Below are 21,225 nucleotides of genomic sequence, written 5' to 3'. Positions count from 1 at the left end.
AGAAATGGTGGGTGCAGGGCAGCCAACACCCGCCATAACTGCGGATTCGGGAACTCATGTCATCGAGTCCGCAGATATTGCGGGTCTTGGGCGGCGAGCTGACAGCGCGCTGCTGGCGCCGGTGCTCGAGTACGCAGAAATGGTGGCTGCCACCCGCGAGCCCGCAGAAGTGGTGGGTGCGCCCGCAGCGAGCCCGCAGAAATGGTGGGTGCAGGGCAGCCAACACCCGCCATAACTGCGGAGTCGGCAACTCACGTCGTCGAGTCCGCAGATATTGCGAGTCTTTGGCGACATGCTGACGCCGTGGTGATCAGGCCCGCGCGTGAGTCCGCAGAAATGGTGGGTGCAGGGCACTCGACATCCTCGAGTCCGCAGAAATGGCCGGTGCCACGCGCGAGTCCGCAGAAGTGGTGGGTGCGTCGCAGCGAGTCCGCAGGAATGGTGGGTGAGGGGCACCCGAGACCCGCGATTACTGCGGATTCGGGAGGTGGCGTCGTCGAGTCCGCAGATGTTGCGGGTGCTGAGGGTGCGGCGTCGTTGAGTCCGCAGGAATGGTGGGTGCCTCGCGGCGAGTCCACAGAAATGGTGGGTGCGAGCCGCCGGGCACCCACCGTTTCTGCGGATTCGGCGCTCGCGGCATCCTCATCGCTGCAATCGGGATGCGTCACGCATCCATCCCGCAGAAACGGTGGATGCGGGCGGGTCAGACGCCGGTGACGGCGCCGGTGACGGTGTCCAAGAAGAGGCGCGCCATTCGCGGTGCATCCACCTCCAGTGCGACCTCCACGCTCGGCCACTGCGCCGCGCCGCCGTGCAGGGCGTCCTCGCCCGGGAGATCGCGCCGGTCCACGAGGGTCTGGCCCCGGGCGTACCCGGCGAGTTCGACGCTCACCGGTCGGTGCTCTGTGCGCAGCGCGCCGGGGTCGACGATGGAGCAGAGCGCTCCCGCGTCGCCGATCAGTCCGGTGTAGTGGTGGTCGGGCGTTTGCGAGACCCGATGGCCCAGCAGGTGTCCGACGACGCGCACGTGCGCATCCGTCGCCCTCGAGAGCCGCTCGGCGACGTCGCGGGGAATCGCCACCTTGGTGAAGACGTCGAGGCCGTACATGTAGGCGGGGACGCCGGAGTCGAGCACGATCGCCGCCGCCTCGGGATCGTGCCAGACGTTGAACTCTGCGACGGCCGTCGCATTGCCCGACCCCGCCGAACCGCCCATGAACACGATGCGCTCGATGTTCTCGACGACTTCGGGATGCGTGCGCAGTAGCAGGGCGAGATTCGTCTGCGGCGCCAGGGCGACGAGCGTGACGCGTTCGGCGCTCGTCGTGATGAGGCGGCGCAGTGTCGCCACCGCGCCCTCCGCTTCGATCACGCGACGGCTCTCGGGAAGCTCGAGGCCGCCGAGGCCGTCCGCCCCGTGCGTCTCGGTGGCGGCACGCGGGGGAGCGATGAGCGGTCGACGAGCTCCCGCAGCAACGGGGATCGCGGGGGCGCCGGCTGCATCGAGGATGCGCAGGGTGTTGGCGACCACGGCATCCAGCGGCGCGTTCCCACCGACGCACGTGATTCCGCGCACCTCGATGTCGGGGTGCGCAACCGCGAACAGGATCGCCAGGGCGTCGTCGACGCCGGTGTCGACGTCGAGGATGACGGGAGTCGCCATGTCTGCGTCGCTCTAGCGGACGAGCCGGATCTCGTGGATGGTCGTGCCGAGGAACGGCTCGTCGTGCTCGACGCCGTCGGGGGCGAACCCGTTGCGCAGGTAGAACTGCACGGCGTGCTCATTCGCATCCGGAACCCAGAGGTAGGCCGGCTCGGTGCCGACCGCGGCCTCCAGAAGCTGCTGGCCGAGACTGCGACCGTGGAAGGCGTCGAGCAGGTGCAGGAAGTAGAGCTCCTTGGGCCGGGGCGCATCCTCGTCGCGAGCGGGGCCCGAGCCCGTGAATCCCACGATCTGGTGATCGACGAGGGCGGCGTACTGGTGGTAGCCCTCGCCCTGGTTCATCCAGTGCGTCCAGAGTTCGGCCAGCCGCAGCGGGCTCAGTGTTGCGAGCGTCGCCGCGCTCACGATGGTGTCGTAATCCTCGTGCCAGCACTGGGCGTGCACGCGCCCCAGCATCTCGGCGTCGACATCGCGGACCGGGCGAACAACTACGTCGGTGCTCATGGGATCGAGCGTATTCCGAGCCATGCTCAACGCGAAATCGGCGGCGGCATGCCGGGCGTGGCGGCTCTCGCACGGCATCCGGATGCCGCTGGCTGGCAGCTCTCGCGCAGCCGCGCAGAGGGTCACCACCGAGCGGAGAATCAGGGTGCGCCGCCTCGGCTATGGGGGAGCGCCCCGTGATCCCGCGCCCGGCGGCGAGCCTACGCTCGCGGTCATGATCGGAAACACCCGCTTGAAGACCGGCCACGTCGTCGGCATCGCGACCGTCTCGGCGGCCGCACTCGCTCTCACCGCCTGCTCGCCCTTCGGGGCCACGAACGGACCCGTCGGATTCGACGGCGTGCAGTCGGCCACCATCCAGCTGGAGGCTGTCGGCAGCTTCGTCTCGCCCGAAGAGGGCGGTTACGAGTCGGCCGGGCGCGGCTCCGGCTTCATCATCACCCCCGACGGACTCGCGGTCACCAACAACCACGTCGTCACCGGCGCTGGCACCCTCAAGGTGTGGCGCGGCGGCGACAAGGACGACGAGCTCTCGGCGAAGGTGCTCGGCTCCAGCGAGTGCCTCGACCTCGCCGTCGTGCAGTTGCAGAAGGGCGCCTATCCCTTCATGGACTGGCACCAGGGCGACATCAAGACGGCGCTCGAGGTGTACGCGGCCGGGTTCCCCCTCGGCGACCCGACCTTCACCGAGACCAAGGGCATCGTCTCGAAGGCCAAGACCGGCGGCGAGACCCCGTGGGCCTCCATCGATACCGTCATCGAGCACGACGCGCGCATCCGTCCGGGGAACTCCGGCGGACCGCTCGTGGATGCCAAGGGCGCGGTCGTCGGCGTGAACTACGCCGGCAATGACGAGAACGACACCAACTTCGCCATCCACCGCGACGAGGTGGTCGACGCCATCCACGACCTGGCGCACGGCAAGAACGTGCTCAGCCTCGGCGTGAACGGCGAGGCGCTCACCGACGACGAGGGCACCGGGCTCGGCATCTGGGTCAACTCCGTGGCCTCGGGATCGGCGGCCGACAAGGCGGGCATCGAGCCCGGCGACCTGCTGACCAAGCTCGAGGGCGTCTCGCTCGGCACCGACGGCACCATGAAGGACTACTGCGACGTGCTGCGCACGCATGGGCAGGATGCCACCCTGGGCGTCGAGGTCTACCGCCCCTCCGAAGAGGCGTACTACCGCGGCCAGGTAAACGGCGACGCCCTTCGCGTGGTTCCCGGCCTCAGCACCGGCTCATCGGATGACTCGGGCGATGACTCCGGCGACTCGGCTGGCGATTACACCACCATCACCGATGACTCCGGCACCATCTCCGTCGACGTTCCGACGAGCTGGACCCAGGTCGACGGCGCGGCGAGCACCGACGACGCCGGCACGCCCTACGAAGCGGTCTCGGCATCCGCCGACCTCGACGGCTTCCAGAACGGCTGGGGCGCCTCCGGCGTCTCGATCTACACGTCGCAGCAGTCCACGCTGAGCCCGGATGCCGGCGCCGACCTTCTCGCCGACGGCGCGACGGATGCCGGCTGCGTCTCGAACGGACGCCAGCCCTACGACGACGGAGCGCACCAGGGCGTGTGGGAGATCTTCACCGGCTGCGGCGGCTCAGCGACCTACGTGGTCGTGAGCGCCCAGGCCACCGACGGCAGCTACTCCGTGCTCGTGGCGGCTCAGGCGGCCAGTGAGGCCGACTACCCGGCCATCGACAAGGCGCTCGGAACCTTCTACGCCGAGTACTGATCCCACCGATTCACCCTCGAACGAAAGCGACGGATGCGACCGCCCAACCGGGTCGTCGCATCCGTCGTCGTTCTGTGCGGGTCAGCGCGGGTGTCAGCCCTGGGCGCGACGCGGTCCGCGGGACTGCGAGGGGCGCACGAGGCTGCCGACGCGCATGGGCTGCGCGGCGGCGGCGCGGGGGCTGCGCTCACGCTGGGCACCCGTGGACTGGCTGCCGCGGCTCTGACCGCTGCCCTGCTTGGGTGCGGCGGAGCGGGCTTCGGCGGGGCGGCCGGAACGGTCGCGTCGGGGCCGGCCGGCGCCATCCGCCTGCGGGCGGCCATCACGCTCGGCGCGCTTGCGCTGGGCGTTGGCTCCCTGCGAGCGGCCTCCGCCGCCCTGCGGGGCGGCCACCTTCGGGGCCGGCTTCACGTACGCGGCGACCGGGCCGACCAGGCTCGACACCGCGGCGGACTCGTGGGTGACCGACTGCGGCTGAACCGCGATGGCGGCCTTGCGCATGAGCTGGGCCACGTCGCGCTTCTGGGCGGGGGTGATGACGGTGACGACGTCGCCCTCGCTGCCGGCGCGCGCCGTGCGGCCGGAGCGGTGCAGGTACGCCTTGTGCTCCATGGGCGGGTCCACGTGCACGACGAGCTCCACGTTGTCGACGTGCACGCCGCGGGCGGCGACATCGGTGGCGACGAGCACGCGCACCGAGCCCTCACCGAAGGCGGCGAGGTTTCGGTCGCGCTGCGGCTGCGAGAGGTTGCCGTGCAGGTCGACCGCCGGGATGCCCGACTCCGTCAGCTGCTTGGCGAGCTTCTTGGCGTGGTGCTTGGTGCGCATGAACAGGATGCGGCGGCCGGTGCCCGAGGCGAGGGTATTCACGAGCAGTCGCTTGGCCTCGAGGTCGGCGACCTCGAACACGTGGTGCGTCATCGCCGCGACGGGGGAGTTGGCCTCGTCGACCGAGTGCAGGACCTCGTTGTGCAGGTAGCGGCGAACGAGCTTGTCCACGCCGTTGTCGAGCGTGGCCGAGAACAGCAGGCGCTGGCCGGTGTTCGGGGTCTTGTCCATGATGCGGGTCACAACGGGCAGGAAGCCGAGGTCGGCCATGTGATCGGCCTCGTCGAGCACGGTGATCTCGACGGCGTCGAGCGTGACGAAGCCCTGCTTCATGAGGTCTTCGAGGCGGCCGGGGCAGGCCACGACGATGTCGATGCCGGCGTTCAGCGCCTCGACCTGGCGCTTCTGGTTGATGCCGCCGTAGATCGTCGTGACCTTGAGGCCGTACGCGGCGGCGAGCGGCTCGATCGTCGCCGTGATCTGGGTGGCCAGCTCGCGGGTCGGGGCGAGCACGAGGCCGAGCGGACGGCCGCCGCGGCGCTTGCCGCCGGCCAGGGTGGTGCCGAGGCGCGCGACCATGGGCAGGGCGAAGGCGAGGGTCTTTCCCGAGCCGGTCTTGCCGCGGCCGAGAACGTCGCGGCCGGCAAGGGTGTCGGGCAGGGTGTCGACCTGGATGGGGAAGGGCTCGGTCTTGCCGTCGGCGGTCAGCACCGCGACGAGGGGAGCGGGAACGCCGAGGGCGCCGAACGTGGGGAGGGTTTCAGACAAAGCTGTGCTCTTTCGGGCTGGGGTCGAGACCCGGTCTCGACGTGGGCGAAGGCGTCGGTGGACGCATCCGTTCGCCGCAGGAAAGTGTCGAACGGTGATCGGGAGTCTGTACCCCGGCGAGCACCGTGAGAAAGCGTTCTACGACGCAGGGAACGTGACGGGCACGTTCGCAAGTGAGACCAGCTTAGCGGATGCCGCCGAGCGGTTGCTGAAAGCGAAATCGTGAGTCAGGCGCGTCGAATGAAGCGCGACACGCCGCGACACGCCGATTTGTTCGGCGCGTCGCCAAGAAATTTCAGCAAGAGGGGCGCGTTATGTGCGACGATCGTCCTGCGCTCATCACCTGCTCGCAGGTGTAGCGGGGGCTCCCCTGACTGTTCGGGTCAGTTCAGGGTGAGCCCCATCTTCATTTCTCCCGCCTGGTCGCCGGGCGGCGCATCCGGCGCGCGCCCGCTTCGGGAGCCGGCCCTAGTGAGGGCGCGGTGCGAGCTCCCCGACGGGCACCGGAACCGCGAGGGTGTTCCCGGGCTGGGCGAGCGGGCATTCCCACGACGGGTCGTAGGCGCACGACGGGTTGTAGGCGTAGTTGAAGTCCAGGATCAGGGAATCCTCATCGCCGCCGACCCCGAGGTCGGCGCCCTTGACGGTGTCGAGAAGGTAGCGCCCGCCTCCGTACGTGCCGCCGGCCTGGTTCGCGAGCCCGTCCTTGACGGGCAGGAAGATGCCGCCGCCATAACTGGCCAGCCGCCAGACGTCGAGCGTGCCGAGGTAGGGCAGCTGAACCGTGCCGACCAGGGAGAAGGGCACGCCGCCGTCGGTCGCCGTCTCGACGACGATGCGGTGCGGTTCCGTGGTGGGATGCACCTCGACCTCGAAGCGCCAGTCGGGGTCATAGGGCGTGACCGAGAGCCCCGTGAACTCGGCCCGGTCATCGGGCAGCAACGGCGAGGCGGGGTGCCCGGCGAAGAGCTCGTCGCGTCCTGACCGCCACAATTCATGCCCGGCGCGAGGACTGGTCGCACTCAGTTGACGTACCCCGGCGTAGAGTCCGAAGACCCGGCGACGCCAGTCGGCGACCTGCAACGCTCCGATTCGTGACACCATCCGGTCACAGTACCAAGGCGCATCCGACGGAACCCGGTCGACCGCCTGCCTCGCGACGTCGGCCGCATGCCCCAGAATCAGGCTGTGGCGATTCGATACTGGCTGGGCGTGGTGCAGCGCGACCATGCCCTCCTCGGGGTGCGCCAGGGTATCGCGCAGCTCAACCACGGATCGAAGGCCGCCGTCGCGCGGCTGAGGGAGGCCGACGGATTCGTGTACTACTCGCCGCGCACGAGCCTTGCCGATGGCGAGCCGCTGCGCGAGTTCACCGGCGTGGGCAGGGTCGCCGACGATGCGGTGTACCAGGCGGACGCGGGGCCGATGATGACGGACCGCTCCGGCGAGCCCTTCCGCCCCTGGCGACGGCGCATCGACTTCGACCGCGACGTCGTGCCGGTGCCCATCCGCCCGCTCATCGGGGTGCTCGACTTCACGGCGGCGTCCAACTGGGGATTCCCGTTGCGTCGTGGCCTCATCGAGATCTCCCGCCGCGACTTCGAGATCATCCGAGCGGAGATGGTGCGGCGGGCTCCGTGACCGCGACGTCCTGTGCATCGATGCCCACATCGTGGCGCCAGGTGGGTGCGAGCTGCCTCAGCCGAAGGCCCCGCCACTGCCAGAACAGCCAGGTCGGATACCAGATCGCCGGCGTGATGGCTCCCGCGTCGAAACGCAGCCGGTCGCGGTAGAGGGTCTTGCCGCCGGGCGCCGCAGAGACCGCCATGCGGTGGTCCCACGTGCTCAGCGCACCCATCACGCCGCTGCGACCGCCTCCGCCGTCGCGCAGCATCCGCACGCCCTCGGGCAGTCCGTCGGGAAAGCTGAGGTCGATGACCTCCTCACCGACGGCCCACATGCGCAGCGCGAGGGCGTCGACACTGTGGGGGCCCGCTTGCCACACGGTGGGGAACCCGCCCGGTTCCCGCGACGCGAAGTCGAGCCAGGGCGCCGCCACCTCGCGCAGCACGGCCGGACTGCGCAGGGCCCGCCAGGCGGCATCCGGGTCGCAGTCGAGCACCAGTTTCAGCATCACGCGCATCCTCCTACCGTAGGCGGGCGTCACACGGCGGTCGAGAGCCTCGCGGGGGTGCCTACGATGGCCGGGTGAGCCAAACAGTCACCGTGCATCCGCACGCGCAGTCCAAGTACCAGGTGCGATTCGACTGGGGAGCGGAAGGCGCCGCCCGGGTGGCGGCCGACGCCGATGTCGTCGTGTGGGTCGACGTGCTCGGGGAGCCGGATGCGGTCGACACCGCGTTCGCGGGCGCCGCGGACTTCGCCGGCTCCGCCGACCGGGTGGTGCTCGCCGGCGGACTCGTCGACGCGGCTCTCGTGGCCCGGCGGGTGCTCGAGCTTCAGGAGCAGGAGGGGCGCCGTACGTTCGTCGCCGTGATCGCGGCGGGGGCAGGGCGCCCCGGCACGACGAACGGCATCCGCTTCTGCGTCGAGGATCTGCTCGGAGCCGGTGCGGTCATCGATGCACTGGCAGGCGTGGGCATCGACTACTCCTCGCCGGAGGCGGCCGCCGCCTGCGCCGCATTCACCGGCCTGCGCGGAGCGGTGAGCCATCTCGCGACGGCCTCGGCGAGCGGTCAGGAGCTGCTCGCGCAGGGTGCGACGCCGGCGCAGATCCGCGCTGCCGCGACGCTCGACTCCGCATCGGCCGTTCGGGAGCTCAGCAGCTCTCAGCTCTGAGGCACCGCCTGGCCAGGTGCGGCGCTCGCCGCACGTGAACGGGCACGTGTAGCACGGAACGCACGCACCTTCGAGCGGTTGCCGCAGCGCTGCATGCTGCACCAGCGGCGGGAACCGGCGCGCGAGGTGTCGACGTAGACGAGTGAGCAGTCCTCGGCGGCGCACTGCCGAACCCGGGCGAGGGCATCCGGGGAGAAGACCGCGATCGCTTCACGAGCGAGGCTCGAGAGCGCCTGATTGGTGCTGGTGGTCTTCCTGCCGGCACGTCGACCACCGCCCGGCAGCGACGGCGGAATATCGGGCGTGGCCGCGAACAGGTTCACGGCATCGACGTCGGCAGCGTCGAAGTGCGCTCCGGCGGTCGCCGCCAGCGCCAGCCGGGCGATCGCCCCGCGCAGCATGAGCGCATCGGTGAGGTGGCGGGTGTGCACGATGCCATCGCTGTCGGGAAAGCGCGCCGTGAGCCACGCCGCGAGGTCGGCGGCCTCATTCAACTGCTCCGGGGCGTGTTCGCCGAGTCGATCAGCCCTGTCGAGCGCCGCCGACTCGAGTCTCAGCGCCCCGGTGTAGGCGAACTCCATGGCAAGCGAGCCGGGGTCGAACCACGCCGCAGCGTCGGATGAAGCGCTGATCGGGGATGATGCGGACGCCATGCTTCCACGGTATCGGGCCGCGAGATCCCCTTCCGTCGCCGGTTGTCTCGCCCGCTCCGCCGGGCAGATCAGTCCCCCGCCGAGGCGGCCGCGCGACGCCGTGCGGCCGGGGTGATCTCGCGTCGGCTCCAGGTGATGACGCTGCTCGAGCTGAACCGCCGGGCGCAGAGCCCGCACGAGAGCGTGCGGGTGGGTGTGCGGTAGCGGTAGTGGGTGTGCCCGGCGGGACAGACGCCTACCCACGGAGCCAGTTCATCCGCCGTCTCGCCGTCGTGAGTGCGTCGGCCTTCGTACCCGAGCTCGCGGGCGACGCTGAGCCAGCGCTTGCCGTGGGCGGCACGGGGGCCTGCGATGGCGTGGGCGACCTCGTGCAACAGGATCTGGTGAATCTCGTCGTCTTCGTAGCGAGCGGCGAGGTAGCGCGAGACGGTAATGCGCTTGGTCTCGTAGTTGCAGCAGCCGGCACGGCGCTTGGCGTTGTCGAACTCGAAGCTCCACACGGCCGGATCGAGGTGCAGTGCGATGAGGGCGTTCGCCCACACCTTCACTCGCTGCAATTCCGCCACGAATCGAGACTACGTCGCGCCGGCGACACCCTCGCGCAGGCGCCCGCAGGTGTGCACATCCTTCTGCGCCAAGGGACTGTGGAGGAACGCTCAGCCGCCCGCTGGCGCGAGCGCGACCTGGTAGAGCCGGTCATCGCCGTCGCGGGGATCGCCGCGACCGTCGGTGTTGTTCGTGACGAACCACAGCGAGCCGTCGGGGCCGGCGGCCGCGTCACGGATGCGGCCGTACGCATCCGTGAACCACGGCTCGGGAGCGGCGCCGGTGTCGGGCTGGATGCTCCAGATGCGCTCGCCCCGCAGGCTGGCCATGAAGAGGGTGTCGCTGATGATGGCCAGGCCGCTCGGGCTGGCCTCCGACGTGTTCCACTGCGCCACCGGGTCGATGAACCGGCCGTCGTGCGCGATGCCCTCCACGATCGGCCAGCCGTAATTGCCTCCCGGTGTGATGAGGTTCAGTTCGTCCCAGGTGTTCTGCCCGAACTCGCTCGCCCACAGCCGACCGTGGGAGTCCCACGCGAGCCCCTGCGGGTTGCGGTGGCCCATGCTCCAGACGAGGGTGCCGAAGGGGTTGCCGTCGGGCACCCCGCCGTCGGGCGTCATGCGCAGGATCTTGCCGTTCAACGAGCCCTGGTCTTGGGCGCGGTCGGTGCTCGCGGCGTCGCCAACCGTGGCGTAGAGCATGCCGTCAGGGCCGAACGCGATGCGACCGCCGTCATGGTTGGCTGCTTTGGCGAGGCCAGTGAGGATGGGATGCGGATCGCCGAGGGCCACCGCTCCCGGTGAGTCGGTGAGCGGCATCCGCACGATGCGGTTGTCATCGGATGCCGTGAAGTACGCGAACAGCGTGCGGGCATCGGGAGCGGCGGCGAGGCCCAGCAGCCCGCCCTCGCCATTTGCCTCGACCCCGTCGATCTCGGCCACCTCGCGGGTGGAACCGTCGGGCAGCAGCTCCACGATGGTGCCGGCATCGCGCTGGCTGAGAAGGGTGGCCCCGCTCGGCAGCCGCACGATCGACCACGGCACGTCGAGGTCGGATGCCACCTCGACCGGGTCGCCCGAGGGCTGAACCGGTGGGAGCACGGCGACGGGCGTCGACGTGCCTGTGGGGCGCGGCGTCGGAGTCGCCGTGATCGGAGTCACCCGCGGAGCAGAGACGCACCCGGTGAGAAGCACGGCCAGGGCGGCGCCGATCGCCGCCGTTCGCAGAAGCCGCATGGGCGCCCTCCCGTGTTCCGATGCCTGCCTCGTACCAGTCTGGGCGAGTTGGCCGGGTAAGGCGAGAAGAACGTGGTCATCCGGGGTGTGCACAGCGCTCCGGTAGGCGGTCGCACGCGCCATGATGGAGACGTGCGCCGGCTCATCGACCTCAACTGCGATCTCGGAGAGGGGATGGCAGACGACGCTGCGCTCTTCCCGCTCATCACGAGCGCGAACATCGCCTGCGGAGGCCACGCCGGCGACGAACACTCGATGCTCGCGAGTTGCCGCGCGGCCGTCGCCGCGGGCGTGGCGGTGGGCGCGCATCCCTCGTATCCCGACCGTGAGGGCTTCGGTCGAGCACCCCTGGAACTGCCTGCAGCTCAGCTCATCGCGGAGGTGGCGCGCCAGCTGGCGGCGCTCGCCGCGGCCGCAGCGCACGCGGGAACGCGCGTGAGCTACGTGAAGCCCCACGGTGCCCTGTACAACCGCATCGCGGTCGACGAGGCTGAGGCGGCATCCGTGGTTGCGGCGGTCGCCGACGTCGACCCGCGGATGCCGCTGCTCGGCCCGCCTGACAGCGCGATCGAACGAGCGGCGCGGAAGGCGGGCCTGCCGTTCTTCCGGGAGGCCTTCCCCGACCGCGGGTATCTGGCCGACGGCCGGCTCGTGCCGCGCGCGTCGCCGGGTGCGGTCATCGCCGACCCGGTGCTCGTGGCCGGGCGCGCGGTCGAGATCGCGACGGCGGGACGCATCCGTTCGATCGGCGGGGAGTGGGTGCCCGTCGCCGCCGACTCGCTCTGCCTCCACGGTGACACTCCGGGAGCGGCGGAGAACGCCCGTGCCGTGCGGGCGGCGCTGACGGATGCGGGCGTCGACTTGGGCGCATTCGCATGAGCTCCGCACGTGGCCTGCGTTTTCTCGACGCCGGCGACCGGGCACTGCTCGTGGAGCTCGAGGGGATCGATGCGGTGCTCGCACTGCGTGGCGCATTGGCGGCTTCCGCTCCGGCCGGGGTCGTCGACATGGTGCCCGCGGCGCGCACGGTTCTCGTCACGGTCGATCCCGCGCGCATCCGGTTGTCGGAGGTGCAGCGGTGGGTCGAGCGTGCCGCGGCCAGTCAGGTGGAGGGGGAGGCGGCATCCGGAGCCGAGGTCGAGCTCGCGGTGCGCTACGACGGCGCCGACCTCGTGGACGCCGCGCGGGAGGTGGGCCTGAGCGTCGACGAGTTGGTGGCTGCGCACGAGAGCGCGCGGTGGACCGTTGCGTTCAGCGGCTTCGCGCCCGGCTTCGGCTACCTGGTGAGCGGCGATTGGACGTTCGACGTGCCGCGGCGCGCCAGCCCGCGCACCGCGGTTCCCGCCGGTGCCGTCGCGCTCGCCGCTGCCTTCAGCGGCGTCTACCCACGCGAGAGTCCGGGCGGCTGGCAGCTCATCGGCACGACGGATGCGGTGCTCTGGAGCGTCGCGGCCGATCCTCCCGCACTGCTCGCTCCGGGCACGGTCGTGCGCTTTCGAGGCGTCGGATGATGCGGGGGTATGGGCCCTCGTTCCGCGCTCGACGGCGAGGGTGGGATGGTCATGGGCGGAGCCTGCCGTCTCCCGATCGTGACCGGGTCGATGTGGTGTCGGTGCTCCGATGATCACCGTGCTGGAGGCCGGACCACTGAGTCTCGTGCAAGACCTCGGACGGCCCGGGCTCGCCCACCTCGGCGTCACCGGTTCGGGCGCCCTCGACAGGGCCGCGCACCGGCTCGCGAACCGGCTCGTCGGCAATGCGGAATCCGCTGCCACGATCGAGGTCACCTTGGGCGGGCTCGAGGTGCGGTTCGAGGCGCCGGAGTGGTTCGCTGTGACGGGAGCGTGGGGTCGCGTCACGCTCGACGGCGTCGAGATCCGCGTGGATGTCGCGACGCGAGCGGCCGCGGGCTCGCTGCTGCGCCTCGGCCCGGCCGAGCACGGCGTGCGGTACTACCTCGCCGTTCGCGGCGGAATCGACGTGCCGCCGGTGCTCGGCTCTCGTTCGGCCGACACGCTCTCGGGAATCGGTCCTGCGGCGCTCACGGCCGGCCGACAGCTCGCCGCCGGGCACGAGGCATCCGACCCCGTCCCGGCGCTCGATCCACTCACGCTGTGGCCGCCGGCGGATGTCCTGGTCGAGATCGCGGCGCATCCGGGCCCCCGTGCGGACTGGTTCACGCCCGCATCGCTCGACGCATTCTTCGAGCAGGAGTGGAGCGTGTCGGCGGAGTCTAATCGGGTCGGGTCGCGTCTGCTGGGCACGCCCCTCGAACGTTCGCGTTCCGGAGAGCTCGCGAGCGAGGGCATGCTCGCTGGGTCCGTGCAGGTGCCGCCATCGGGCCTCCCGACGGTGCTGCTCGCGGACCATCCGGTAACGGGCGGCTATCCGGTGATCGCCGTCGTCGCGGATGCCGCCCTCGACGCGTTCGCGCAGCTGCGTCCGGGCCAGCGCATCCACTTCCGTCACGCCCGCCGGCTGTCGCGCTGACGCCCCGAAGCCCCGGTCCCGGAGCTTGTCGAAGGGTGGAACCAGCGCAGCAACCCCGGTCCCTGAGCTTGTCGAAGGGCCGGAACCCGCGCTGGAACCCCGGTCCCTGAGCCTGTCGAAGGGCCGGAACCCGCGCTGGAAGCCCGGTCCCTGAGCTTGTCGAAGGGCCCGGTCCCGCGCTGGAAGCCCGGTCCCTGAGCTTGTCGAAGGGCCTCACGTCGTGGCTGGGTACCGGCGGGCCGGGGCGGCCGGGGTCCCGCCCAAAGATGCCCACCGACCCCCGGACCCCGGCCGCCCCTGCCCGCCTCGCGAAGCGGGTCCGGCCCGACTGTGCCGCCGTTGGCGGGTTCGGATCAGAGGCACCGAACGACGCTTCGACAGGCTCAGCGAGCGGGCGGCGATGAGCTCGGGTACGCCCGGTCCCTGGGCCTGTCGAAGGGCCCGGAGCTGCGCTGGAAGGCCGGTCCCTGAGCCTGTGGAAGGGCGCGGACTCGCGCTGGAACCCCGGTCCCTGAGCTTGTCGAGGGCCCGGTCTCGCGCTGGAAGCCCGATCCCTGAGTTTGTCGAGGGGCCCGGTCCCGCGCTGGAACGCTGGTCCCTGAGCTTGTCGAAGGGCCCGGTCCCGCGCTGGAAGCCGCTGCGTCGCCGCTGGGTCCCGGCGGACAGGGTCGGCCTCGCGAAGCGGGTCGGGACGGACTGCCGCCTTTGACGGGTTCGGATCAGAGGCACCGAACGACGCTTCGACAGGCTCAGCGAGCGAGCGGCGATCAGCTCGTGTACGCCCGGTCCCTGAGCCTGTCGAAGGGCTCCCGGTCCCACGCTGGAAGGCCGGTCCCTGAGCCTGTGGAAGGGCACGGACTCGCGCTGGAAGGCCGGTCCCTGAGCCTGTCGAAGGGCTCCCGGTCCCGCGCTGGAACCCCGCTCCCTGAGCTTGTCGAAGGGCCCGGACCCGCGCCGGTCGTGCCGCCCGCGCCTCAGCCCGCTGCGGAGGCACGACGGCGGTTGGACTGAGGCGCCATCCCCGGAATGACCTTCGGCAGCAGCCAGCCGAGAAGGGCCGTGACGATCCACACGACGACCGTCGCCAGCACCCACGCGGCGGTGTCGTCGAAGGTGAGCCCGTCGGTGAAGAGGGAGGCGATCCACAGCGCGATGAACGTCGAGATCAGGCCCGCCACCCCGGCCACCGCCGGTGCCGACCGTCGGGTGAAGCGCCGCACGAGCCACCCGATTGCCGCCTGCACGATTGCGAAGACCACGATCGCGACGAGGAATCCAGCCACGTGGATGTGGAATGACGGAACGAGCAGCGCGGCCAGCGCGAGGCCGACTGCGGCCGTTCCGAGGAAGACGGCGGCGGCGATCAGCGTGCGCATCATGCCTGAACGGTAGCGGCCGGCCGTCGGCGGGTCAACGAACGCGGCGGCCGCGGCCGGTCTGCCGCTATCGTCGGTGTCCATGGGCCAACAGCCAGCGTCACCGGTGAACCTGCGGCTGCGTGAACGCCCCATCGACGTCGTGTTCGTGGTGGTGTTCTCGGTCTTCACGATCACGTCGCTCATCAGCGACCTGCTGCCGACCATAGGGGTCGACATCTCGCATCCGTCTGCGAACTTCTTCGTCAACTCCAACTGGTGGTATGCGCATGACACCGATCCGCTGTTCATGACGCCGCCGGTCTGGATGCGCATCGTGACGGGACTCTCGGCGTTTGTCTACATGCCCTTCTACATCGTGCTCGTGGCATCGCTCATCGCCGGCTGGAACTGGATACAGCTTCCCAGCGTGATCTACGCCACGATGATCGCCTCGATCACCGGCATCGTCGTGTTCGGCGTCGAGTTCTTCGGGGAGCCCGAGTGGATCACGCCGAATCCGGTGAAGTTCCTCGCGTTCAACCTGCCGTACGTGCTCGCGCCGCTGCTGCTTCTCGTGCGGATGCGCAAGCCGCTGCCCTTCACTCGCCGGTTCTAGGTCGAGCCCGCAGAAACGGCGGGTCGGCCCGCCGTCGAGCCCGCAGAAACGGCGGGTGGGCCCGCGCCGAGCCCGCAGAAACGGCGGGTGCTGGGCGCCGCACACCCGCATCTTCTGCGTTCTCGATCTGTGGGGCGCCCTGAGCGCCCTAAACGCCGCCTTGCCTCAGGGCTTCGACAGGAAGATGGAGCGGGCCGGCGGAGGAGAGGGGATGGCCGTCGCATCCGTGACGATCGGTGCGCCGGCGACGAAGTTCGCGAGTTCCCGTCCGGCCACGAGCTTCGCGTGCGCCGGATCCGAGGCGAGCAGCCGCGGCATCCGTTCGAAGGGCAGCTCTGCGGATGAGGCGAACATCACGACGTTGCCGAATCGCTTGGCCTTCAGCATCTGCGTGTCGGTCGCGATGGCGACGTGATCGAACACGCTGCCCAGTGTCGCCGCCTGGCCTCGTGCGAATGCCAACCCCGCGCCGTCTGCCACGTTGACCGCGACGATGCCACGGGGGGACAGCAGCGGTGCGAGCAGTCCGTAGAACTCGCGGCTCGTCACGTGCGCGGGGGTGCGGGCGCCCGAGAAGATGTCGACGACGGCGATGTCGACGGTTCCCGCGAGCCCCGACGGCAGCTTGCCGAGCACCTCGCGGGCATCGCCGTGACGGATACGCACCTGGGCACTGCGTTCGAGCGGCAGCTCGGAACGCACGAAGTCGACGAGCTCGCTGTCGACTTCGACCACCTGCTGGCGGGACCCCGGGCGAGTCGCGGCCACATAGCGCGGCAGGGTGAGCGCGCCGCCGCCGAGGTGCACGGCCGTGATGGGCTCGCCGGCGGGCGCGACGAGGTCGATGGCGTGCCCGATGCGGCGCACGTACTCGAAGTGCAGCGCCTCGGGATGCTCGAGGTCGACGCTGGATTGGGGCGTGCCATCCACCACGAGCGTGTACACGCCCGGTTCATGGCGGTCCTGCTCGATGCGCGCCTCGAAGCCGCTCGCACTCAGTACGCGCGAAGCCGCGGATGCCTCGGACCGGTTCGCGCGCATCCCCCTACGCTACCCGCGCGCCGCCGCGACCCGTCCGGCGCGCCGTCACCCCTCCCCATCCCCCGTTGCGCCAGTTCGGGGTGCGTTGCGCCAGAACAACAGGCGCAAGGGCCGGGGGAGTGGCGCAACAGCGGCTGGTGCGGGTCGCGCGCAGGGTGCCGGGGCCGGGCCGGGCGCCTGCCGCCGGCGACGCACCGCTTGCCGTCGCGTCAGTCCGCGTCGACCTCGACCGGATGCGGTCCGCGGCGCTCGAACTCGGGCGCCCACTCACGGATGGTCTCCGCGTCACCGCCGACGAGCACGATGTTTCCCGACTCCTCGCCGTTCAGGACGCGCGGCGGCCCTGCCGCGAACGTCGCCTCGACGGCGCGACCGAGCTCCATGCGCTGCGCATGCTCCTGGATCAGGGAGCGCCCGTCGGCGACGTTGACCGCGATCACGCCCCCGAGCCCGACGAGTGCCGCGAGCTCGGTGAAGAAGCCGCGCACGCCCACGTACTCCGGCACCGTCAGGGCCGTGTAGATGTCGACGATCGCCGCGTCGAACGGGCCCTCCATCGTCGCAAGGGATTCGCGGGCGTCGCCGAAGACGAACTCGACGAGCGCGCCGGCGGGCAGCGGCATCCGTTCGAGCACGAACTGCGTCTGTTCGCGTTCGATCTCGACGACGACCTGCTCGGAGCCCGGCCGGGTGGCGGCGACGTAACGCGCCATGGTGAGCCCGCCGCCGCCCAGGTGCAGCACGCGGATGGGCTCGCCGGGCTCGGCGATCAGGTCGATCACGTGGCCGAGGCGGCGGGTGTACTCGAAGAACAGACGGCCGGGATCCGTCGGATCGACATGGGACTGCCGGATGCCGTCGACCGAGAGCACCCAGCTTCCGGGTACGAAGGTGTCCGGATCAAGACGGAAGCGCGCGCTCACGCTCTGAGCCTAGGCGAGCGCGCCCTCGGAAGGGACGGCTCGGCGCCGGCGCCCCGCCCCCCCCCCCGAAACGCGAGGAGATTCCGAAAAGCGAGGAGATTCCGAGAAGCGAGGAGATTCCGAGAAGCGAGGAGATTCCGAGAAGCGAGGCGATTCCGGTGGACGCGCGGTTTACGGGCCGCCCGAAGCGGCGTGGCGCCGAGAATCGCCTCGCTTTTCGGCCGCACGAGCACCCGGATGCGGCGCGGATGCGGCACGGATGCGGCACGGCTGGACGCGGGAATAGAAAAGGCGGAGCTGCGTTATACCTGAGAATCCATTCGAGGTCAAGAATCGAGTGGACATAGCGTGTCGATTTGGCTATGCTTGTTCTTTGCGCTCCCAGACATCACTCTGCCTTCATATTGCGGTCGGCTCTGCGTGCCCGGGCTTCATTTCCGGGCGCCACGCATCAGAGGGTCTGCGAGTACTCCATTACTGATAGTAACTAGGCCCGACGGGGTCCACGGAGGTTATTTCCTTGGCTGCTGCGCGCAACGCAACCACCAACTCACCCAAGAACGGCCGCAACGCATCGCGGCTCTCGTTCGCAAAGATCACAGACACTCTGACGGTTCCCGATCTGCTCGCACTGCAGACCGAGAGCTTCGACTGGCTCGTCGGAAACGACGCGTGGAAGGCGCGCGTCGCCGAGGCGCAGGCATCCGGTCGCCAGGATCTTCCCGAGAAGACCGGTCTGGAGGAGATCTTCGAGGAGATCTCTCCGATCGAGGACCTCGGCGAGACCATGCAGCTCAGCTTCTCCAACCCTGAGCTCGAGCCCGAGAAGTACACGATCGACGAGTGCAAGGAGAAGGGCAAGACCTACTCCGCTCCTCTCTACGTGAACGCCGAGTTCATGAACCACCTCACGGGTGAGATCAAGACCCAGACGGTCTTCATGGGCGACTTCCCGCTCATGACCCCGAAGGGCACGTTCGTCATCAACGGCACCGAGCGTGTCGTCGTCTCGCAGCTCGTCCGCAGCCCGGGCGTCTACTTCGAGCGCACCCCCGAGAAGACCTCCGACAAGGACATCTACTCCGCTCGCGTCATCCCGAGCCGTGGAGCCTGGCTCGAGTTCGAGATCGACAAGCGCGACCAGGTCGGCGTTCGCATCGACCGCAAGCGCAAGCAGAGCGTCACGGTGTTCCTGAAGGCCCTCGGCCTCTCGAGCGAGGAGATCGCGGCCGAGTTCGCCGATTACCCCTCGATCATCGAGCACACCCTTCCGAAGGACAACATCCTCACTCGTGAAGAGGCGCTGAAGGACATCTACCGCAAGCTGCGTCCGGGCGAGCAGGTCGCCGCCGAGGCCGCGCGTGCGCTGCTCGACAACTTCTACTTCAACGCCAAGCGCTACGACCTCGCCAAGGTCGGTCGGTACAAGATCAACAACAAGCTCGGCCTCGAGGCCCCGCTGACCGACTCCGTGCTGACCGTCGAAGACATCATCGGCACCATCCGGTACCTCGTCGCCCTGCACGACAACCGCACGACCCTTCCGGGCCGCCGTGGTGGCAAGGCGGTCGACATCCGCCTCGACGTCGATGACATCGACAACTTCGGCAACCGTCGCATCCGCGCCGTCGGAGAGCTCATCCAGAACCAGGTGCGCACCGGCCTGTCCCGCATGGAGCGCGTCGTTCGCGAGCGCATGACCACGCAGGACATCGAGGCGATCACCCCGCAGACCCTGATCAACGTGCGCCCCGTCGTCGCCGCGATCAAGGAGTTCTTCGGAACCTCGCAGCTCTCCCAGTTCATGGACCAGAACAACCCGCTCGCGGGCCTGACCCACAAGCGCCGCCTGTCGGCACTTGGCCCCGGTGGTCTCTCCCGTGACCGCGCCGGCGTCGAGGTTCGTGACGTGCACCCGTCGCACTACGGCCGCATGTGCCCGATCGAGACCCCGGAAGGCCCCAACATCGGGCTCATCGGTTCGCTCGCATCGTTCGCGCGCATCAACTCGTTCGGCTTCATCGAGACGCCCTACCGGCGCGTCGAGGGCGGCCGAGTGACGGATGACATCCACTACCTCACGGCGATGGAGGAGGACGACTACATCGTCGCCCAGGCCAACGCGCCGCTGAAGGCCGACGGCCACTTCTCCGAGGACCGCGTCCTCGCCCGTAAGAAGGGCGGCGAGGTCGACCTGTTCCCCGCCGACGAGATCGGCTACATGGATGTCTCGCCGCGCCAGATGGTGTCGGTCGCGACCTCGCTCATCCCCTTCCTCGAGCACGACGACGCGAACCGCGCCCTCATGGGTGCGAACATGCAGCGTCAGGCTGTTCCGCTGCTGCGCAGCGACAGCCCGCTCGTGGGTACCGGTATGGAGGGCTACGCGGCCGTCGACGCCGGTGACGTGCTCACGGCTGAGAAGCCGGGTGTCGTCGCCGAGGTCTCCGCCGACTTCGTCACCATCCAGCTCGACGAGGGTGGGACGCAGACCTACTACCTGCGCAAGTTCGACCGCTCCAACCAGGGCACGAGCTACAACCACCGCGTCGTCGTCACCGCCGGTGAGCGCATCGAGGCCGGCGAGGTCATCGCCGACGGCCCTGCGACCGACAACGGCGAGCTCGCGCTCGGCAAGAACCTGCTCGTCGCGTTCATGCCGTGGGAGGGTCACAACTTCGAAGACGCCATCATCCTCAGCCAGAACCTGGTGAAGGATGACGTGCTCAGCTCGATCCACATCGAGGAGTACGACGTCGACGCGCGTGACACCAAGCTCGGCAAGGAGGAGATCACCCGTGATCTCCCCAACGTGAGCCCCGACCTGCTGGCCGACCTCGACGAGCGCGGCATCATCCGCATCGGCGCCGAGGTTCGCCCCGGCGACATCCTGGTCGGAAAGGTCACGCCGAAGGGCGAGACCGAGCTCTCGGCCGAGGAGCGCCTGCTGCGCGCCATCTTCAACGAGAAGAGCCGCGAGGTGCGCGACACCTCGCTCAAGGTTCCCCACGGTGAGCAGGGCACGATCATCGGCGTCAAGGTGTTCGACACCGACAACGACGACGAGCTCGGCTCCGGCGTGAACCAGCGCGTGGTGGTCTACATCGCCCAGAAGCGCAAGATCACCGAGGGCGACAAGCTCGCCGGCCGTCACGGCAACAAGGGCGTCATCTCGAAGATCCTGCCGGTGGAGGACATGCCGTTCCTCGCCGACGGAACTCCGGTCGACATCATCCTGAACCCGCTCGGCATCCCCGGCCGCATGAACTTCGGCCAGGTGCTGGAGACCCACCTCGGATGGGTCGCCAAGCAGGGCTGGAAGGTCGACGGAAGCCCGGCATGGGCCAAGAAGCTGCCGAAGGCGGCTCACGAGGCTGCTCCCGGCACCAAGGTCGCCACTCCGGTGTTCGACGGTGCTGCCGAGGAGGAGATCGAGGGTCTGCTCGACTCGACGCTGCCCAACCGCGACGGCGAGCGCCTGATCGATCGCAGCGGCAAGACGCAGCTGTTCGACGGTCGTTCCGGTGAGCCCTTCCCGTACCCGGTCTCGGTCGGCTACATGTACATCCTGAAGCTGCACCACCTCGTCGACGACAAGATCCACGCGCGTTCGACGGGCCCGTACTCCATGATCACGCAGCAGCCGCTGGGTGGTAAGGCGCAGTTCGGTGGTCAGCGTTTCGGTGAGATGGAGGTCTGGGCTCTCGAGGCCTATGGCGCCGCCTACGCACTGCAGGAGCTGCTCACCATCAAGTCCGACGACATCCTCGGCCGCGTGAAGGTCTACGAGGCGATCGTCAAGGGCGAGAACATCCAGGAGCCCGGAATCCCCGAGTCCTTCAAGGTGCTCATGAAGGAGATGCAGTCGCTCTGCCTGAACGTCGAGGTGCTCTCGGCCGACGGCACCGCTGTGAGCCTGCGCGACACGGATGACGAGGTCTTCCGTGCCGCTGAAGAGCTCGGCATCAACATCTCCACGCGCTTCGAGTCGTCGAACATCGACGAGATCTAAGCCACGCCACTACTGAAGAACTTCGGAAACTTTCCAAGGAGA

Annotated in this window: 20 protein-coding genes; 9 read left to right on the top strand and 11 right to left on the bottom strand. The window is 69.4% G+C overall.

The features are described 5' to 3' along the window. Positions 1–235, top strand: a 235-nt coding sequence (locus tag WDJ51_RS07150) for a hypothetical protein (protein WP_337851742.1), incomplete at its 5' end; no start/stop codon positions are given. A 468-nt stretch (positions 236–703) separates the two neighbouring features. Here the strand turns inward: WDJ51_RS07150 and WDJ51_RS07145 are convergent. Together WDJ51_RS07145 and WDJ51_RS07140 are read right to left on the bottom strand one after the other, a co-directional pair. Next, complete coding sequence (locus WDJ51_RS07145; protein WP_337851741.1) at positions 704–1,663, bottom strand: nucleoside hydrolase; 960 nt, start codon at positions 1,661–1,663, stop codon at positions 704–706. A gap of 12 nt (positions 1,664–1,675) precedes the next feature. After that, entirely contained in the window at positions 1,676–2,167 is a 492-nt protein-coding gene (locus WDJ51_RS07140) for a GNAT family N-acetyltransferase (protein WP_337851740.1), read from the bottom strand. Positions 2,168–2,381: 214 nt separating this feature from the next. On the opposite strand from WDJ51_RS07140, the gene WDJ51_RS07135 reads away from it, so the two are divergent. Further along, a complete protein-coding gene (locus tag WDJ51_RS07135) occupies positions 2,382–3,914 on the top strand; it encodes a S1C family serine protease (RefSeq protein WP_337851739.1) in 1,533 nt (510 codons plus the stop codon). Positions 3,915–4,007: 93 nt separating this feature from the next. On the opposite strand, the gene WDJ51_RS07130 is transcribed toward WDJ51_RS07135, so the two are convergent. After that, on the bottom strand, positions 4,008–5,510 hold the full coding sequence (locus WDJ51_RS07130) for a DEAD/DEAH box helicase (protein WP_337851738.1): 1,503 nt from the start codon (positions 5,508–5,510) through the stop codon (positions 4,008–4,010). A 468-nt stretch (positions 5,511–5,978) separates the two neighbouring features. Next, on the bottom strand, positions 5,979–6,614 hold the full coding sequence (locus tag WDJ51_RS07125; protein WP_337851737.1) for a DUF1684 domain-containing protein: 636 nt from the start codon (positions 6,612–6,614) through the stop codon (positions 5,979–5,981). Between the two features lie 84 nt (positions 6,615–6,698). On the opposite strand from WDJ51_RS07125, the gene WDJ51_RS07120 reads away from it, so the two are divergent. Further along, a complete protein-coding gene (locus WDJ51_RS07120; RefSeq protein WP_337851736.1) occupies positions 6,699–7,151 on the top strand; it encodes an EVE domain-containing protein in 453 nt (150 codons plus the stop codon). Here the strand turns inward: WDJ51_RS07120 and WDJ51_RS07115 are convergent. Next, positions 7,117–7,644 carry a hypothetical protein gene (locus WDJ51_RS07115; protein WP_337851751.1) on the bottom strand — a complete coding sequence of 176 codons (528 nt, stop codon included), beginning with the start codon at positions 7,642–7,644 and terminating at the stop codon, positions 7,117–7,119. The two genes, WDJ51_RS07120 and WDJ51_RS07115, sit on opposite strands and share 35 nt — an antisense overlap. A gap of 74 nt (positions 7,645–7,718) precedes the next feature. On the opposite strand from WDJ51_RS07115, the gene WDJ51_RS07110 reads away from it, so the two are divergent. Continuing rightward, positions 7,719–8,309 (top strand): 2-phosphosulfolactate phosphatase, encoded by a 591-nt coding sequence (locus tag WDJ51_RS07110; RefSeq protein ID WP_337851735.1) that lies wholly within the window; start codon positions 7,719–7,721, stop codon positions 8,307–8,309. Here the strand turns inward: WDJ51_RS07110 and WDJ51_RS07105 are convergent. The 3 genes from WDJ51_RS07105 to WDJ51_RS07095 form a co-directional block, all read right to left on the bottom strand. Further along, positions 8,300–8,962: a CGNR zinc finger domain-containing protein gene (locus WDJ51_RS07105; RefSeq protein ID WP_337851734.1), complete on the bottom strand. Its 663-nt coding sequence runs from the start codon at positions 8,960–8,962 to the stop codon at positions 8,300–8,302. The two genes, WDJ51_RS07110 and WDJ51_RS07105, sit on opposite strands and share 10 nt — an antisense overlap. A 68-nt stretch (positions 8,963–9,030) precedes the next feature. Then, complete coding sequence (locus WDJ51_RS07100) at positions 9,031–9,528, bottom strand: SprT-like domain-containing protein (RefSeq protein ID WP_337851733.1); 498 nt, start codon at positions 9,526–9,528, stop codon at positions 9,031–9,033. 90 nt (positions 9,529–9,618) lie between these two features. Then, positions 9,619–10,743 carry a PQQ-dependent sugar dehydrogenase gene (locus WDJ51_RS07095; protein WP_337851732.1) on the bottom strand — a complete coding sequence of 375 codons (1,125 nt, stop codon included), beginning with the start codon at positions 10,741–10,743 and terminating at the stop codon, positions 9,619–9,621. 144 nt (positions 10,744–10,887) lie between these two features. On the opposite strand from WDJ51_RS07095, the gene WDJ51_RS07090 reads away from it, so the two are divergent. The 3 genes from WDJ51_RS07090 (at position 10,888) to WDJ51_RS07080 (ending at position 13,233) form a co-directional block, all read left to right on the top strand. Further along, positions 10,888–11,622: a LamB/YcsF family protein gene (locus WDJ51_RS07090; protein WP_337851750.1), complete on the top strand. Its 735-nt coding sequence runs from the start codon at positions 10,888–10,890 to the stop codon at positions 11,620–11,622. Next, positions 11,619–12,254, top strand: a complete 636-nt coding sequence (locus tag WDJ51_RS07085) for a 5-oxoprolinase subunit B family protein (RefSeq protein ID WP_337851731.1) — start codon at positions 11,619–11,621, stop codon at positions 12,252–12,254. Before WDJ51_RS07090 ends, WDJ51_RS07085 begins: the two co-directional genes overlap by 4 nt. A gap of 109 nt (positions 12,255–12,363) precedes the next feature. Continuing rightward, on the top strand, positions 12,364–13,233 hold the full coding sequence (locus WDJ51_RS07080; protein WP_337851730.1) for a biotin-dependent carboxyltransferase family protein: 870 nt from the start codon (positions 12,364–12,366) through the stop codon (positions 13,231–13,233). 974 nt (positions 13,234–14,207) lie between these two features. Here WDJ51_RS07080 and WDJ51_RS07075 read toward each other — a convergent pair. After that, positions 14,208–14,612, bottom strand: a complete 405-nt coding sequence (locus WDJ51_RS07075) for a phage holin family protein (RefSeq protein ID WP_337851729.1) — start codon at positions 14,610–14,612, stop codon at positions 14,208–14,210. Between the two features lie 79 nt (positions 14,613–14,691). Here WDJ51_RS07075 and WDJ51_RS07070 point away from each other — a divergent pair, with 79 nt between their 5' ends. Further along, complete coding sequence (locus tag WDJ51_RS07070; RefSeq protein WP_337851728.1) at positions 14,692–15,207, top strand: EXPERA domain-containing protein; 516 nt, start codon at positions 14,692–14,694, stop codon at positions 15,205–15,207. Between the two features lie 165 nt (positions 15,208–15,372). Here the strand turns inward: WDJ51_RS07070 and WDJ51_RS07065 are convergent, their stop codons facing one another. Together WDJ51_RS07065 and WDJ51_RS07060 are read right to left on the bottom strand one after the other, a co-directional pair. Beyond that, positions 15,373–16,248, bottom strand: a complete 876-nt coding sequence (locus WDJ51_RS07065) for a spermidine synthase (protein WP_337851727.1) — start codon at positions 16,246–16,248, stop codon at positions 15,373–15,375. A gap of 209 nt (positions 16,249–16,457) precedes the next feature. Beyond that, on the bottom strand, positions 16,458–17,171 hold the full coding sequence (locus WDJ51_RS07060) for a spermidine synthase (protein ID WP_337851726.1): 714 nt from the start codon (positions 17,169–17,171) through the stop codon (positions 16,458–16,460). A gap of 520 nt (positions 17,172–17,691) precedes the next feature. Here WDJ51_RS07060 and rpoB point away from each other — a divergent pair. Next, positions 17,692–21,183, top strand: coding sequence for a DNA-directed RNA polymerase subunit beta (rpoB, locus tag WDJ51_RS07055; protein ID WP_337851725.1), 3,492 nt, complete (start codon positions 17,692–17,694; stop codon positions 21,181–21,183). The last annotated feature ends 42 nt before the right edge of the window (positions 21,184–21,225 follow it).

This window comes from Rathayibacter sp. YIM 133350, from assembly GCF_037404875.1.
GTDB lineage: Bacteria > Actinomycetota > Actinomycetes > Actinomycetales > Microbacteriaceae > Orlajensenia.
Note: the sequence above shows the minus strand (reverse complement) of the source record. Positions and strands in the feature narration are given on the sequence as shown.

Excerpts from the sequence above, each read along its gene's own strand:
- WDJ51_RS07145 (WP_337851741.1), bottom strand. The coding sequence starts at position 1,663 with ATGGCGACTCCCGTCATCCTCGACGTCGACACCGGCGTCGACGACGCC.
- WDJ51_RS07080 (WP_337851730.1), top strand. The coding sequence starts at position 12,364 with ATGATCACCGTGCTGGAGGCCGGACCACTGAGTCTCGTGCAAGACCTC.
- WDJ51_RS07085 (WP_337851731.1), top strand. The coding sequence starts at position 11,619 with ATGAGCTCCGCACGTGGCCTGCGTTTTCTCGACGCCGGCGACCGGGCA.
- WDJ51_RS07075 (WP_337851729.1), bottom strand. The coding sequence starts at position 14,612 with ATGATGCGCACGCTGATCGCCGCCGCCGTCTTCCTCGGAACGGCCGCA.
- WDJ51_RS07065 (WP_337851727.1), bottom strand. The coding sequence starts at position 16,248 with ATGCGCGCGAACCGGTCCGAGGCATCCGCGGCTTCGCGCGTACTGAGT.
- WDJ51_RS07135 (WP_337851739.1), top strand. The coding sequence starts at position 2,382 with ATGATCGGAAACACCCGCTTGAAGACCGGCCACGTCGTCGGCATCGCG.
- WDJ51_RS07140 (WP_337851740.1), bottom strand. The coding sequence starts at position 2,167 with ATGAGCACCGACGTAGTTGTTCGCCCGGTCCGCGATGTCGACGCCGAG.
- WDJ51_RS07125 (WP_337851737.1), bottom strand. The coding sequence starts at position 6,614 with ATGGTGTCACGAATCGGAGCGTTGCAGGTCGCCGACTGGCGTCGCCGG.
- WDJ51_RS07095 (WP_337851732.1), bottom strand. The coding sequence starts at position 10,743 with ATGCGGCTTCTGCGAACGGCGGCGATCGGCGCCGCCCTGGCCGTGCTT.
- WDJ51_RS07115 (WP_337851751.1), bottom strand. The coding sequence starts at position 7,644 with ATGCTGAAACTGGTGCTCGACTGCGACCCGGATGCCGCCTGGCGGGCC.
- WDJ51_RS07105 (WP_337851734.1), bottom strand. The coding sequence starts at position 8,962 with ATGGCGTCCGCATCATCCCCGATCAGCGCTTCATCCGACGCTGCGGCG.
- WDJ51_RS07070 (WP_337851728.1), top strand. The coding sequence starts at position 14,692 with ATGGGCCAACAGCCAGCGTCACCGGTGAACCTGCGGCTGCGTGAACGC.